This window comes from Alteromonas sp. DY56-G5 (assembly GCF_041414725.1).
Classification (GTDB): Bacteria; Pseudomonadota; Gammaproteobacteria; order Enterobacterales; family Alteromonadaceae; genus Alteromonas; species Alteromonas macleodii.
The window spans coordinates 1-15,781 of record NZ_JANHZQ010000068.1; the positions used below are offsets into that span (position 1 = coordinate 1).

Sequence of the window (15,781 nt, forward strand, 5' to 3'; positions counted from 1 at the left end):
GAACACTCCGAATTTCACTATGCCTATTAGATCAAAGCCCCAGACTTTCGTCTAGGGCTTTTTCAACAGTCTGAACCTGCATAAAGCAGGTTTTTTCTCTTTAAGCTAATGACTAAAGCGTGCTTATTGATTTGCACCAGCAACCGCTTCTTTAGCCAATTGCGTAATACGTGCCCAATCACCCGCTTCAATGGCATCATCTGGTGCTAACCAAGAACCACCCACACACTTCACGTTATTCAGTGCAAGATAGTCATTGTAATTGTTAGGGCCAATGCCACCCGTTGGGCAGAATGTTACATCAGGGAATGGGCCACTAATTGACTTAATTGCTTTAACACCACCTGAAGCTTCCGCTGGGAAGAATTTCATATGGGTGTAACCTGCATCTTTCCCTTTCATTAGGTCGGAGGTAGACGAGATACCAGGAATAAGTGGAATTTCTGCGTCCATACCGGCTTTAAGCAAATCTGCGGTCATACCAGGGCTGATGGCAAATTTTGCGCCCGCTTCCACAACCGCCTTAAGTTGTTGTGCGTTCGTTACCGTACCTGCGCCAATAAGCGAATCGGGAACTTCTTCAGCAATACGTTTAATAACGTCAATAGCTGCAGGGGTGCGCAGAGTCACTTCTAATACTTTAATTCCACCTTCCATGAGCGCTTTAGCCAGAGGCACAGCCTTTTCCACATCATTGATCACCAATACTGGGACCACTGGACCGGCCGCAAAAATTTCCTCTGGTGAGTATTTCCATTTCGTTGTCATAATTTAGCTCGCTGTATTTTGATTTAGATAAGCAGCTGCGCCAAGAAGGCCATGGTCAGGTTCTGCTATCAAATAGGTGGGAATGTCTTTTACGTAGTGCTTCATTTGGCCTTTAGCTTCGAAACGGGCTCTGAAGTCACTATTTTTTATAAACTCAGGAAAACGATTAGCGATACCACCGCCAATAAAAATGCCGCCGGTCGTGGCCATATTCAGGGCCAAGTTTCCGGCAAAGCTACCCATTATGCGACAAAACTGCGTCAGTGTAGCTTCGGCAATTTTGCAGGTTCCCGCGATAGCCGCTTCAGTAATCTGAGCAGGATCAGCAAATGTAACCGGCTCACCGGCGTTGTTTGCCAGCGCAGTATAAATATTGTGTATACCACGCCCTGACATCACTTCTTCAGCTGATGCGCGTCCAAAAGTAGCCTGAAGATGGCGCCACACAATCACATCGGTTTCATCTACAGGGGCAAAGTCAACGTGACCGCCTTCGCCATCAAGGGTTTGCCAACCAGAAGATGTCATGGTGATATGTTCAACACCAAGGCCAGTACCAGGGCCAAATACCGCAATGTTTCCATTAGCTTTAGCGGTTCCCTCGCCTATTTGAACAACTTGTTCATCACTTAAAACCGGTAATGAATGCGCAACTGCAGTGAAGTCATTAATCACATACAAGGCGTCCAGCTTTAATTGTGAACGCAACGCATTTTGTGAAAACGCCCAACTGTGGTTAGTCATTTCCACTTGGTCGCCTAACACTGGGCAAGCAATGGCTATACAGCCTTCTGTGAACGCATATTGCGGTAAATCAGCAAAATATTGAGCAATGGCAAGGTCAATACTGGCGAAGTCATTGCACATATATTTGATAATATCGGCAACGCCTGTCTCTGTTACACGCGCTAAACGGATATTAGTACCGCCAACATCAGCAACAAACTTATGACTCATTACGCTTGCTCCTGAGTGTAAAACAATGAACAAGCACCTTCTTCTGCGCCCGTTAAGATAGCGCGGATCCCAGCAAACATTTCACGCCCCATGCCAGTGTGATGATGTGCAAGATTAGCAGGCTTCGCTTCGCGTGCCGCTAGTGTTTCATCATCCACATGTAAGGTTAATGCGCCCGTTTCTGTGTTTAGCTCTATAACATCGCCGTCTTGCACTTTAGCCAGTAAACCGCCTTTATAGGCTTCTGGAGTGACGTGAATAGCAGCAGGTACTTTACCCGATGCACCTGACATACGCCCGTCAGTTACAAGCGCCACTTTAAAGCCGCGATCTTGTAGCACACCTAGTGGTGGTGTAAGACGGTGTAGCTCAGGCATACCGATAGCTGAAGGTCCTTGGAAACGCACAACGACGATACAATCTTTATCTAGCGCGCCTGATTTAAATGCTTCATCTAACTCAAACTGATCTTCAAACACTACTGCCGGTGCTTTTAGCACACAGTGGGGTGTACGCAGTGCTGATGTTTTAATTACACCTCGACCAAGGTTGCCGTCTAGTACACTTAAACCGCCATCGGGTTTAAACGGCTGCTCAACACTTGCAAGTACTTCTTTATCCAACGATTCAGTAGGACCATCACGCCATTCTAACTCGCCATCTTTTAACATTGGCTCTTTGGTGTAGAAGTCTAAGCCTTCACCGCAAATCGTCTTCACATCATTGTGTAGAAGACCAGCATCAAGCAATTGCTTTATTAACAACGACATGCCACCTGCAGCAACAAAGTGGTTAATGTCAGCAGAGCCATTTGGATAGATACGAGTAAGCAGAGGTACTGCATTTGAAATATCTGAAAAATCGTCCCAATTAACGATATAACCCGCAGCACGCGCCACAGCGATAAGGTGCATGGTATGGTTGGTTGAACCACCTGTTGCTAGTAGACCAACAAGACCATTCACAATGGCTTTAGCATCAACAATATGACCAATTGGCGTGTAGTTATCACCCAAATCAGTCAAGCGGGTTGCTTGCACTGCAGCTGCTTTTGTCAGCGCGTCACGCAGTGGCGTACCTGGGTTAACAAATGACGAGCCAGGTAAATGCAAGCCCATCATTTCAACCACTAACTGGTTAGAATTTGCCGTGCCATAGAAAGTACACGTACCGGCAGAATGATAAGACTGAGATTCTGCTTCTAGCAGCGCATCTCGACCCACCTTCCCTTCAGCAAATTGCTGGCGAACACGGGCCTTCTCTTTATTTGGCAAACCTGATGGCATTGGACCTGCTGGCACGAATACGGTTGGCAAATGACCAAAGGTTAGTGCACCCATAAGTAATCCGGGCACAATCTTGTCACAAATGCCAAGCATAAGCGCACTATCAAACATATTGTGCGATAAAGCGATAGCAGCACCTTGTGCAATGTTGTCGCGGCTCATCAAGCTCAAGTCCATACCAGACTGACCTTGGGTAACACCGTCACACATTGCAGGAACACCACCGGCAAATTGGGCTACGCTACCCACTTCCTTTATCGCGTCTTTGATAATAGCAGGATACGTTTCATACGGCTGGTGAGCTGAAAGCATATCGTTATATGACGAAATAATCGCCACATTGGCTTTTGTCATTGAACGGAGATCGGCTTTATCGCTCGTCCCACATGCAGCAAAACCATGCGCGAGGTTTCCACACGACAATACACCGCGATGTGGGCCTTGACGACGGGCATGTTCAATTTTGTCGAGATAGGCTTTACGGGTTTCTTTACTACGCTCAATAATTCGTTGAGTGACTTCAGCAATTTTCGGGTTCATACTTGTCTCCTATGGCGCCCACATCAAAGTGACCGGAGCTCTGTTAACAACGGCAGTGATGGGCTTTTGCGCTTCGGTAGCATTTTCAATAGCGTCCAGCAATACTTGCTTTTTCTTCTCACCGGTTAAGTGCAAAAAGATATGACGACTATTGAGTAACGCAGGCAGCGTTAGTGAAATACGTTGATGAGGTGCTGTTGTAGGTTGAACAGCGATGCACGTTTTGCCGCTGTTCATATCTAAGCCTTCAAGAACCTGTTCTGAGCAAGGGAAAAGTGACGCCGTGTGGCCGTCTTCACCCATACCAAGAATAAGCGCATCAAACGGTTGAGCCATATCCGCAATATTGTTTTGCGCTGTCACTACACCGTCATTTGCATCATCAGCATCGCTTTTCAATTCAACAAAACGTGCTGCTGCGGCTTTATTTTGAATAAGGTTTTGTTTTACCAAGCTGGTATTGCTTGCTTCATCGCTTTCATCAACCCAGCGCTCATCGGCTAAGGTTATATCAACCTTGTCCCATTCTAATTCAGTTTCGCTAAGTTGCTTGAACAATGCTAACGGTGTGCGCCCGCCACTTACGACCAAGGACGAACGACCACGTGTTTTAATACCTGTTTTTAGAATGCTAACCAAGTCTTGTGCAAACGCATCAGTTAGCGCGTCAGGTGTTTCGAAAGAAAGTGTTGTTAACGCCATATTATTTCTTCTTCACAGTTTTGCTTTCATACCAGCTGCGATTTTCACGCGCTAGCAAACCGATTGAGTCAACGGGACCCCACGTGCCTGCCTGATATGGCTCAGGTGGCTCACTAGACTGCTTCCACGCTTCAAGAATTGAGTCTACCCATGTCCACGCCTGCTCTATTTCATCACGGCGAACAAACAGTGCTTGGTTGCCCAACATGACTTCAAGCAATAGCTTCTCGTACGCATCTGGAATACGTTCATCAGCAAACGCTTCTGAGAAACTCAAATTGAGCTTTGATTTTTGAAGATCCATTGAGCCTGAACTTGTCAAACCTGGAACCTTGTTCATTACTGTGATTTCTACGCCTTCATCTGGCTGTAGACGAATAACCAGTTTATTAGGCGGTAGGTTTTTAAAGCTATCGCCAAATAAATTGTGCGGCTGGCGCTTAAAGTAAATAACAACTTCACTCACCTTGGTTGGCATACGTTTGCCGGTGCGTAGATAAAATGGCACGCCCGCCCAACGCCAGTTGTCGATCTCTGCTTTAATCGCAATAAAGGTTTCCGTTTTACTCTGCGTATTCGCCCCTTCTTCTTCAAGGTAACCAGGGACTTCTTCACCTTTAACAAAACCTGATGTGTATTGTCCGCGAACTGTACTTTCGTTAATGTTAAACGAATTAATTGGGCGCAATGCCTTAAGGACTTTGAGCTTTTCATCACGGATGCTGTCGGCATCAAGGGTTGTAGGCGGCTCCATCGCAACCAAACTTAGAATTTGTAGCAAGTGGTTTTGCACCATGTCACGCATTTGTCCCGCGTCGTCAAAGTAACCCCAACGCCCTTCAATACCCACTGACTCTGCAACTGAGATTTGTACGTGGTCAATACAGTTGTGATCCCAGTTTGTTGCAAAAATAGAGTTAGCAAAACGAAGCGATACTAAGTTAAGTACCGTTTCTTTACCTAGATAATGGTCAATGCGGTAAATCTGTTTTTCGTCAAAGTATTCAGCAACTTGTTCATTGATCACTTTAGACGATGCCAAATCGTGACCGATTGGCTTTTCAAGCACTACACGAACACTTGAGTCGATAATTTTGCAGCTATGTAGGCCGCGACAAATGTCGCCATAAATAGCAGGCGGTGTAGCTAAGTAACACACCATGGTGCGAGTTGGGTCAACGTGGTCGTCTAAAACGCAGTAACTTTCCACATCTTTCATGTCTACGCATGCGTAGTGCAAACGCGCTTTCATTTTTTCCCAAGTGGCTTCACACAAGTTCTTCTCGCCAAACTTGATTAGGTTGGCATGAACTTCTTCAATATAAGCATCCAGCTCCATTTCTTGACGCGCAACACCCACAATAGTGGTGTCTGGGTGCATCAAGTTTGCTTTTTCAAGCTGATATAAAGAAGGCAACAACTTGCGTCGTGAAAGATCTCCCAGTGTACCGAAAAGTACAAAATCACAGGGTTCGTAGGAATTATCCAATACCATATTCGTCGACCTTTTAAATGTATGTGTCCGCGGCGTATTGTACAGTTATTTACAACACTAACGACTATTTTTACCGTATAGTTAACACCAAATGTAGTAAAATTACAACTTGTACCAACTATAGGATCTGAATCTTTACTGTTTCCCTCAGTTTACCCTCATTTAACCCGATTGAAATAACAAAAATTGTCAAAAAATTACATTTTTCTTGTCACAGACGTCACATTGGGTACTATTACGGGTGTACCTTACAATAAATTGTGCTAACTAATTGCTATATCTGTATGAACATTTTAGAAAAAATCACACAAAACCAAGCGGCATTCAGTAAATCTGAGAAAAAGGTAGCTGAAGTAATTCTAGCTAACCCACAAACGGCCATTCATTCGAGTATAGCAACCCTCGCTAAGATGTCGGATGTTAGTGAGCCTACCGTAAACCGTTTCTGCCGAAGACTTGATACTAAAGGCTTCCCAGACTTTAAACTGCATTTAGCGCAGAGCCTGGCTAACGGAACGCCTTACGTAAACCGCCATGTTGATGAAAACGACAGCCCAGACGAATATACCAATAAGATATTCGAATCGACCATGGCGTCCCTGGAAGTGGCTCGCCAATCTGTGGATGTGAACGTGGTAAATCGCGTTGTTGATTTACTTACACAGGCACAGAAAATTTCATTTTTCGGCTTAGGCGCTTCAGCTTCAGTGGCACACGATGCATTAAATAAGTTTTTCCGCTTTAATGTTCCAGTGGTCTACTTTGAAGATATTCTGATGCAGCGCATGAGCTGCATGAACTGTTCAGATGGCGATGTTGTTGTTTTGATTAGCCATACGGGCCGAACTAAAAGCTTAGTAGAAATAGCGCAAATTGCCCGCATGAACGACGCTACTGTAGTAGGAATTACCTCAGCAGATAGCCCGCTGGCACAAGAATGCAGTTACGTGTTATCGCTGGAAGTGCCAGAAGATACTGATATGTATATGCCTATGGCGTCTCGCATTGCGCAGCTTACCCTCATTGACGTGCTTGCTACTGGATTCACGTTACGCCGTGGTAATAAGTTCAGAGAAAACCTTAAGCGTGTTAAAGACACACTCCGGGGTTCACGATACGAAAAGCGCGGCGATTAAATCGCCATTACATTGATCATAGTCGCATTTATTGCCGTAGCAATGAACGGCTAATGAAGCCAGAAGAACGCCTAACTGGTCGAGCCAGTTGGGCGTTTTTGTTTATTTCATTCACATTATTGTCAAATTCAACTATTATTCTGTAATAAAATTACGTAAAGCGATTACAGGTATTATCCCACTGTGGAATACCTAACACTTTTTGTCTTTTCTAACATAGAAACAGCGACGGAATCACATGACCAGAAGAACGAAAATTCTTGCCACCCTAGGACCTGCAACCGACTCTCTTGAAAAAATCCAGGCGCTCATAGCGGCAGGCGCGAATACAGTGCGTATGAACTTTTCTCATGGGCAGGCTGAAGATCATATTGAACGTGCCAAGCGCGTTCGTCAGGCTGCAAAGAACTTAGGTAAATACGTAGCTATCTTAGGCGATCTTCAAGGTCCTAAAATTCGTGTCGCTCGTTTTTCAGAAGGTGCTGTTCACCTGGACGTAGGCGCTAAGTTTATCCTAGACGCAGAGCTTGGCCGCGATGAAGGCAATGTTAACCAAGTAGGTATTGATTACAAAGCGCTTCCTGATGATGTATCTGCAGGCGACATTCTTCTTCTTGATGACGGCCGTATTCAGCTTCGCGTAACGGGCGTTGAAGGTCGCAAGGTGCTTACTGAGGTCACCGTAGGTGGTAAACTTTCAAACAATAAAGGCATAAACCGTCAAGGCGGTGGGCTTTCCGCTGACGCGCTTACCGATAAAGATAAAGAAGACATCAAAACCGCGGCAAAGATTGGTGTTGATTACCTTGCGGTCTCATTTCCTCGAAGCGGTGCAGACCTGAATTATGCTAGAGAACTTGCTGAAGCAGCAGGTTGCTACGCAAAAATTTGTGCGAAGGTTGAACGTGCTGAAACGGTAGCTTCTGATGAAGCCATGGACGACATCATTACAGCATCAGACGCCGTTATGGTAGCCCGTGGTGATTTAGGTGTTGAAATTGGAGACGCAGAACTTGTTGGCGTTCAGAAAAAGCTTATCGCCCGCTCTCGTCAACTGAACAAAGTGGTTATTACTGCGACTCAAATGATGGAGTCGATGATTGATAGCCCCATGCCAACGCGCGCAGAAGTAATGGACGTTGCGAACGCCGTACTTGATGGCACTGACGCGGTTATGCTTTCTGCTGAAACTGCCGCGGGTAACTTCCCTATCGAAACGGTTGCTGCTATGGCCCGAGTGTGTGAAGGTGCAGAAACCCATCCAAGCGTTAAAATCTCTAAGCACCGCATGGACCAGCAGTTTTCATCTACTAGCGAATCAATTGCCCTCTCTGCTGTATACGCTGCAAACCACTTGCCAAGCGTTAAAGCGATTGTAGGTTTAACTGAAAGCGGAACTACGCCAACATTGATGTCACGCATCACTACAGCTCTGCCAATTATTGCAATGTCTCGTCACGAATCAACGCTAAATACAATGGCACTTTGCCGTGGCGTTAAGCCGGTTTTCTTCGACTCATCTAACAGTGAACCTGGCAAATTGAAGTACGATGTCATTGCATCACTTAAAGAAAAAGGCTTAGTGAAAAGCGGAGACAGTATCATTCTGACTTATGGCGATGAAATGGAAAAAGTAGGCGCAACTAATACCCTTAAAATCGTAGAAGTCGAATAGCAACGAAAACAACATTAAAGCGAAGCTTAATGCTTCGTTTTTTTTGCCTGAAATTTGTGTGGATATGAAAGTCAAAAATGCCCCTTACGTTCTCAAAATGTAAAGGGCGTTTTCAATAATGATGTTTGGGCTAAATTGCCTGTGCGGTATAGCTCTCTGTCTCTTGAGCGATATCGTTCGCATATTGAGAAAGATGGTGGCTAAGGATGTTCTCAGCGCGCTCAACAAACTCGTCACGTTTAAATTTCCAGCCTCTTAAATCAGCTTGTTTTGCCTGCTTAACATAAAAATCTAAGCGTGTTTTTCTAAGCAGATGCGCCTTTTTGGATAGATCAAACTCTACAAGTGATAATGTCTGTTCAACTTTTACGATATCTGCGTGAACTGTGCGTTCAGCGTCATCAGCTGTTGCTTGGCTAATTGAAAGCTTACCCTGCCCGAACAAACCAATTAATGCTATTACAACTGAAACAACTATAGCTGAATAAACCCACTTTAAAACGTTCATGCCTCACTCCTTGACCAATTGTGAACTGCTCATATTCTGAAGAACAACTTATTTGGTAAATGATCTTGGCGCTGAAAAGTTAGTGTATGCCAGTCAGCGCGCTAATTTTAATTACTATGTGTAATTTGAATTTGCAGCTTCTATACCACAATATATTTCTTTGTATTTCAGTAAGATATAAAACAAGACTGCTACTACGAAATGTATTGAAAGAATTTTCTACACACTTTAAGAGAAATTTTCCGTGTCTTTGCTTTAGGCGTAATCAAAGCCCTTCCGAACAAAAGTTAGCGAAACGGCCTCAAGTAAACAGCAGATAAAGAATATAGTGTTTAGTGCCTCTTCGGTGTTACCAAAAAGTTCATTTATTGCGCTAAATATTGCCGTGTGCATAGTCATCAGTATAAGTAGCATTGCTAAGCGATTGTCTATGAAAAAGTTTAAATGTCTAAAATAAAAATAATGCCTTTTGCCTTCTCGTTATTTGACGTTTCCGTTACACCATGGACTACGCCGGCACTATGTCGATGTAATGACCGGCCTACCTTGCTTATGTTAGGCAAGAAAAAAGGGGCGAATGCCCCTTTTCATTAAGTCGAGTAAAGAAACCATTAGTTCATTGCGGTTTCAGTAACTACGCGAAGGTTGCTTTCAACATCCTTGACATCAGAAGCATTCTTAGCAATTTCTACAGCTAGATCACGCTCAGCATCAGAATCAACGTCGCCAGTCAGTGTTACTACACCGTTTTCTACGTCAACATCGATGTCGAAACCTGAGATATCGGTATCCATGAGAAGACGGGTTTTGATTACTGTGGCGATTTTGGCGTCAGTTAACTCGCTTGTGCCTTCGTCAACAGTATCTTCCATGTCATCTGACATGTCGCCTTCCATATCTTTGTCAGAGACAACCGTAAGCTTATTGTCTACAGACGTTACACCGTCAATATTCGCTACTAGCTCTTCCGCTAGCTTTTTATCAACAGAGTTCTCAACCTTACCAGTAAGAACGACATTACCGTTTTTAACGTCAGTATTAATGTCGAATGAATCAAGGTTACCATTGAACAACAGCGTTGCTTCTGCTTTGCCATCAATCCATGCGTCTTTGGCACCTTTCTCCCATTTATTACTTGTGCTGTCTGTGTCCATGTCACCTGCATATGCAGCTGTAGTCAAAGTTGTAGCAACAATCATAGAAATAAGTGAACGTTTCATAACATTTCTCCTTTGTCGAAACTCGTAGATAGTCATGCCAATTCCTTGCCAACAAAATAAGATATTGTTTTATATGATAAATATTCAGTTCCAGGGCTAGTTAAGTATTTTTTGTTTTGCAAACTTTGCCTTTGTTTGAGAACTTTTTACTTAACTCTGTTAATGCCCAAAACTCGTCAACGTCACTTAAGAAAGCACCTCTTAATTGTACTAGGAAATAACTCTTCGCCGTTGCCCGCCACCTTGTTGCAGTGATACCTAGGTTAAACTTATTTCACAAAGCAGCCGTAGTTATAACGATTCGTATCGCTTCACTAGCTGCCATTAATTTAATCTTGCAGACAGAAGCAACAGGTGGAGTGTTTTTCGTTAATTTAACTCAAGGACCAACTAGACATGGATACTGCACTTACTGCTGTTTCAGTCTTATTTATAGCCGTAAGCTGGGCCCCTTTGCTTCCTTCTTCTCATTGGTTAGTAAGAGTGTGGGAATTTCCGCGACTACAAATAGCAGCTATCATTTCTTTGCTAATTGCTGGGCATATTTTTGAATCAACCTATTACGCACAGATAGATAGCCTAGCAGTAATTATTGTCGCTGGATTAACAGTTAGCCTTATTTATCAGGTTATCTGGATCATTCCTTATACCCCTCTGTATAAAAGAGAAGTTAGGCACGTCGAGGTTGAGAGTGCGAGCCAAAAGCTAAGTGTTTTATCAAGCAATGTGTATATGCCTAATGACGATTTTCGCAAGCTCATTGAACATGTACGTAATAAGCAACCTGATTTTCTCGTAACGTTGGAATCTAATGAGAAGTGGCAGAAAGGCATCAGTGAAATTGAATCTGAATACCCGTATCGTAAATTTTGCCCACTCGAAAACCTCTACGGTATGCATCTTTATAGTAAGCTTCCCTTTGAAGAGGTCTCATTGCGATTTCTAATAGAAGAAGATGTGCCGTCTATGAAAGTTAAAATCAATCACCACGGACAAGATGTCACGCTATATTTTCTTCATCCAAAACCACCAAGCCCAACAGAAAACACGTATGCAAAGCCCAGAGACGTAGAACTTAATGTTGTGGGGGAAGAAATAGCTGAAACAGAGGGCCCTATTGTCGTCGCTGGCGATCTTAACGATGTAGCTTGGTCACCTACTACCAGAAAGTTCAAGAAAATAAGCGGACTTTTAGACCCACGAGAGGGGCGCGGTTTTTTCAATACATTTCACGCGAAATATCCTTTAGTGAAATGGCCGTTAGACCACGTATTTCACTCGGAACACTTTGCATTGGTCAATATAGAGAAGCTTGAAAGCATAGGCTCAGACCACTACCCGCTTTATACTGAACTAGCGCTAATCACGGACAAAGATTAATATTCAAGACTTTAACTTTAATGAAAGCTACGGTGTTTGACACACCACATGAGGCTATCACACGCCTCCTCACGCTTTTTAAAGTGGGCCAGCCCTATTAGCTTGTTATCCCGAGGCCAAACCGCTTGGTTAAGCACCTCATGATCTTCTGCCGATAGTTGTTCGCTATCTAACACAATCTCAACCGCTTTTTTATTGGGTTTTATTAATGTGGGGTTAGCTTCTTTGACCAGAGCAGAGTTCACACAAATATACTCTCTCTTAACAGGATCTCTCACCACGCCGATGTAGTTGTTGTCACAAATTATAGCTGGCCAGCCTTCCGTTATTCTACTCTGTCCAAACATTACGAGTGTAAAAGCAACAAGAACGAAAAGTGTTAAACCGATAAATTGAGCGCTCAAATCTGGTGCTACGCTTACAATAACGCCGACAACAGCTGCGAAAAATATCCAGCCGCCAAATACCCTGCGCATAGCATTTGGTGAGATACCAGATATAACATCAACCACCTTTAATGATTGTTTGTCATAGTGTCGAATAAATACAGACGATTGTGATTCCACAGCCTTTGTCCACCAGAAAAAATACGAAATTCAGAAATTAATACGTTACAAGTAAGGCTGAAGATTTACCTACACTCTGAGTGAGTAAAAACCAATAACATGAGATTAGTTCTACTCGAAAGAAAACGTGTTAAGCAATATTTGTAGGAATATTTAAACTATTGAATTGTAATGTTTAACCTACTAACCAAGCATATCAAAATATGTGGGAACGGCAAAGCAATTACGCGCTAGATGCACAGTAAAAACAAGACTTATGAAAAGAAGCGTCATGTTAAACTGCAAATAAGAACAAACCACCAAAAATTAATATAAAAAACTGCTATTAGCCTCGATACATTCGTTTGTAAATTTTTCTCTCCCTTTGCACCTCTTGCTTGTTTTGGCGCTCAACCATTGCTAAAAATTTTCAAAAACATAACTTGATAACAATTCTTTTATCTAACAATCAATAATTTACAAAAAAAGGAACACTCTTTGCTTGTACGAAAGTATAACGTTCAACATTTCATGTCGTCGTTATTACAGGTTCAACAAATTAGAAAGGGAGGAAGAGTATGCGTTCACCGATAAGTGCAGTAACTATTGTTAAGAGCAGAACTGAGAAGCTGACCAATTTGATAACTCAGTTAGAGCAATGCTCTCCAACGCCAGATGAGCTAGTCATTGTTTGGATGGCACCTCCTTCTGATTTGTCACTCGTACGCAGTGACAAATTCGACATTGTTCACAAGTTTGTGACTCAAGATGCGCTTCCGATAGCGAAAGCGCGCAACAAGGGTATGTCAGCGGCCAAGCACGCGAATTTAGTTTACCTAAACGTAGACGCAGTTATTGCCCCATCGCTTTTTAGAGATGGCTTGCTTGCGCTTCGTGACAACACCGTAGTGATCACATCAGTGGTGTTTTTACCCAATGAGCACTGTTGCAAGCCCTACCGACAAATTTCAAAAGATGAAAAAGAAATCGGTTATTTAGCAAGTAATGACGACACGTTAACCGAAGACGACAATAACGAAATACCTTCAAGAGATCAGGAAATTAATCATGGAAAGTTTAATGACGATAGTATTTGTTCTACAGTGTTTTTTATTCGTAAGGCAGACTTTCATAAAACCGGCGGCTTCGATGAAGGCTACGCGGGTTTCGGACTAAACGACGAAGATTTTTTCACTAACTGTAGAGCATTAGGGTTTTCGTTAGAGCAATTGCCCACGCGCACATTTGCACCACACCGCCCTAATTATCAATGCCCGATAAATCACCTTTTAGACTTTGTTCATAATGCACAGCGTTTTCACTCGAAATGGGGATTTTACCCATGTGTCAATGTATTGAACGCGTATGCAGACCAAGGTTTTATTAATGCTGACTTCAAGCAAAACGGCATTAAGATCAAGCACCTCCCCCAGCAGGTAGAGGAAGACACACCAGGAGCTCCGGCCGAGAAGCCAATGGTAACGAACGCTCAGAACAATATCGCGTTCACATCTTTTCATTCCCCAGAGAAAGAATCTGGTCTTCTGAGCACTTCAGCTTAAGCGATCTTGCATTATGGCGGGAAAGCACTCGGATTAGATGCTCGCGAGCAATAGAAAGCTCGCGAGCGCAGTAATTGTTAGATATCAAACTTTACGCCTGAAGGCATCTACTACTGGTTACTGTTGACGCGCTTCTGCAATGGCGCTTGGCTTTTCTTGTTGCCAGTTAAGTCGCATATCCCATTTGAAACGATGTTCAGGCTTAAGCGGTGGCTGCTCGGCATCAATAGTGCTTAACACATTAGTCGCCTTAGTCAGTGTTGCGTCGCGACCGAACAAATAGCTTTGCTCTTTCACTATGGTCAAATACGCTTTGTTCAACGCATACGCGCGCTCTGGTGAAGGAGTAATGATGTCGTACACTGACTTGGCACGCTGCACTTCTTCCACCTTGACCATGCCTTTTTCATCAAACCATTTGGCCAGCATTTCTCCATTTTGACGGAACTCATCGCCACCGCCCACGCGCTCCATATAAGTAAGGAACTCGCCTTTTTCCTCGTTGATATTTGGCACATCTTCAATTTCACGCAGGTCTATATAGCCCCACCCCGCTTGTCCGGGAACTTTCCGTGCAAATGAAAATGTTTGGTCAAAGGTTGACCCTACTGTTTTGTGACAGCCGTTACAAAACGCAAGCTCTTGATCGTGCTGTGCACGAAGTTCGCCCTGCTCATTTTCAATGAAGCCATTAATTGTCCAGCCAAAGCCGTTGTCTATCCCTTTTTCACCTAGGTAGCGGGTTTGGGGCAGCTTTTCAAAATGCTTATCTTTTGCTTCCGCATAATAGGCAGATGCTAAGCTTTCTCTGCTTCTGAACATATGCTTTTTCATGTAGCGCACTTCCTTCATACGCGGCGCGTTATAAATATTCCCGTTTTCATCCACGCCAATGTAGCGCACGGTATGTAAGAATTCTGTACCTTCGGGGTAAAGCATGTGCGCTAGCGGAACATCGCTTGCGTCGCCAACATAATGCGACAAACGAGCGATTTCAGTCACTGAATTGGTAAGTTTTCCGTCTTGGTTTACGTCAAGGTTCAACGCTAATTCGTTGACCGGCGCCACAGTTAACGTATCCAGCTCTTTAAGCGCCATTTCAACCAAGCTTAGGTTCAATATATAGATAGCCTTATTATACTTGCTATTTAGCCTTTGAAAGCTTTCAGGAAGTCTGATCATAGCATCGCCGGTTGACCCGTTAGTCGGCCAAAAAGTACTTGGGAAAGGCTTGTAATTATACGACACCCATCCACTGCCATCTTTAGCAAAACCGTCGCCATCAAATGCCTTGTCAGCGGCGCTCAAATTTTCAATACGCATGTAGTCTGGCATGGCGTCATTGTTAAGCGAAGCGGTATAGTTGTCTTGCGCTATATATTTTTTAATCGTGGCATCATCAATGCCCGCAATTAGTGATGTACGGTCAATAAACAGGTTTTTCCAGCTGTTTGTTAACCCTACGTCAGAAAATTCGTAGTTGCCCTGTAACGTACCATCGCCCATTTGATTAGGACGCTTTTCCATTGAATCGTAACTTTGGTGGCATGCATAACATGGGTTGTTAACACCTTCTGTTTTGGTGTAACACTGGGGAGGAATAACCGATTCAGGGTTATACACTTCATTGTGTTCAATATATGCCAGAGCGGGAATAGCATCGCCTTCTTGATAAGGATAAGCGTGGGTGCTGTCGGTCTTTTCGTGAGTAGAAGGAGGCAGTTGCGTGTCAACTGTAAAGCTTGTTGAGTTTTGCTCATAGTTTGACTGATTGTTCAAGTCAGTACCCGTGTTATCAGTACATCCTGCATTGATAAGTAGTGAAAGCAGAATGCCTACACCTGAAGTTATTTTTAACATTTTCATAATCGTCACAACGGAAAAATCCGGGTACGTAGGGCCTGTTGACCTTTGTTGTACATCAAAGGTTAACGATGGAATGGTCTCCCCCCTCAAACGGCATCGCAATGTGCCAAACTTGGAATTGAACAATCAAGTTAACAAGGT

13 protein-coding genes are annotated in these 15,781 nt (G+C 43.6%); 4 read left to right on the forward strand and 9 right to left on the reverse strand.

Annotation, left to right across the window (positions count from 1 at the left end; translation table 11 throughout):
• Positions 1 to 123 precede the first annotated feature (123 nt).
• The 5 genes from NO989_RS20390 to zwf are packed head-to-tail and all read right to left on the reverse strand — an operon-like array spanning position 124 to position 5,748.
• Complete coding sequence (locus tag NO989_RS20390) at positions 124 to 768, reverse strand: bifunctional 4-hydroxy-2-oxoglutarate aldolase/2-dehydro-3-deoxy-phosphogluconate aldolase (RefSeq protein ID WP_015067462.1); 645 nt, start codon at positions 766 to 768, stop codon at positions 124 to 126.
• Positions 769 to 771: 3 nt separating this feature from the next.
• The gene (locus NO989_RS20395; RefSeq protein ID WP_015067463.1) at positions 772 to 1,725 is read right to left on the reverse strand and encodes a glucokinase; all 954 of its coding nucleotides are present in this window, start codon (positions 1,723 to 1,725) and stop codon (positions 772 to 774) included.
• Complete coding sequence (gene edd, locus NO989_RS20400; protein ID WP_015067464.1) at positions 1,725 to 3,551, reverse strand: phosphogluconate dehydratase; 1,827 nt, start codon at positions 3,549 to 3,551, stop codon at positions 1,725 to 1,727. The genes NO989_RS20395 and edd overlap by 1 nt, the downstream gene beginning before the upstream one ends.
• Before the next feature lie 9 nt (positions 3,552 to 3,560).
• A complete protein-coding gene (gene pgl / locus NO989_RS20405; RefSeq protein ID WP_015067465.1) occupies positions 3,561 to 4,253 on the reverse strand; it encodes a 6-phosphogluconolactonase in 693 nt (230 codons plus the stop codon).
• 1 nt (position 4,254) lies between these two features.
• Positions 4,255 to 5,748 carry a glucose-6-phosphate dehydrogenase gene (zwf, locus tag NO989_RS20410; RefSeq protein ID WP_371343117.1) on the reverse strand — a complete coding sequence of 498 codons (1,494 nt, stop codon included), beginning with the start codon at positions 5,746 to 5,748 and terminating at the stop codon, positions 4,255 to 4,257.
• Positions 5,749 to 6,032: 284 nt separating this feature from the next.
• Between zwf and NO989_RS20415 the strand changes: the two genes are divergently transcribed.
• Both NO989_RS20415 and pyk read left to right on the forward strand, forming a co-directional pair.
• A complete protein-coding gene (locus tag NO989_RS20415) occupies positions 6,033 to 6,884 on the forward strand; it encodes a MurR/RpiR family transcriptional regulator (protein ID WP_283632919.1) in 852 nt (283 codons plus the stop codon).
• A 238-nt stretch (positions 6,885 to 7,122) separates the two neighbouring features.
• Entirely contained in the window at positions 7,123 to 8,559 is a 1,437-nt protein-coding gene (gene pyk, locus NO989_RS20420) for a pyruvate kinase (RefSeq protein WP_039216566.1), read from the forward strand.
• Between the two features lie 130 nt (positions 8,560 to 8,689).
• Here the strand turns inward: pyk and NO989_RS20425 are convergent, their stop codons facing one another.
• Both NO989_RS20425 and NO989_RS20430 read right to left on the reverse strand, forming a co-directional pair.
• Complete coding sequence (locus NO989_RS20425; protein WP_039216567.1) at positions 8,690 to 9,067, reverse strand: hypothetical protein; 378 nt, start codon at positions 9,065 to 9,067, stop codon at positions 8,690 to 8,692.
• Between the two features lie 611 nt (positions 9,068 to 9,678).
• A complete protein-coding gene (locus tag NO989_RS20430) occupies positions 9,679 to 10,287 on the reverse strand; it encodes a BON domain-containing protein (protein WP_014976823.1) in 609 nt (202 codons plus the stop codon).
• Between the two features lie 396 nt (positions 10,288 to 10,683).
• Between NO989_RS20430 and NO989_RS20435 the strand changes: the two genes are divergently transcribed.
• Positions 10,684 to 11,667 carry an endonuclease/exonuclease/phosphatase family protein gene (locus tag NO989_RS20435; protein WP_039216569.1) on the forward strand — a complete coding sequence of 328 codons (984 nt, stop codon included), beginning with the start codon at positions 10,684 to 10,686 and terminating at the stop codon, positions 11,665 to 11,667.
• A 17-nt stretch (positions 11,668 to 11,684) separates the two neighbouring features.
• Here NO989_RS20435 and NO989_RS20440 read toward each other — a convergent pair whose 3' ends face one another.
• Positions 11,685 to 12,233, reverse strand: a complete 549-nt coding sequence (locus NO989_RS20440) for a hypothetical protein (protein WP_039216570.1) — start codon at positions 12,231 to 12,233, stop codon at positions 11,685 to 11,687.
• A 557-nt stretch (positions 12,234 to 12,790) separates the two neighbouring features.
• On the opposite strand from NO989_RS20440, the gene NO989_RS20445 reads away from it, so the two are divergent.
• Entirely contained in the window at positions 12,791 to 13,774 is a 984-nt protein-coding gene (locus NO989_RS20445) for a glycosyltransferase family 2 protein (protein ID WP_239247708.1), read from the forward strand.
• A gap of 117 nt (positions 13,775 to 13,891) precedes the next feature.
• Here the strand turns inward: NO989_RS20445 and NO989_RS20450 are convergent, their stop codons facing one another.
• Positions 13,892 to 15,640 carry a hypothetical protein gene (locus NO989_RS20450; RefSeq protein WP_371343118.1) on the reverse strand — a complete coding sequence of 583 codons (1,749 nt, stop codon included), beginning with the start codon at positions 15,638 to 15,640 and terminating at the stop codon, positions 13,892 to 13,894.
• Between the last annotated feature and the right edge of the window lie 141 nt (positions 15,641 to 15,781).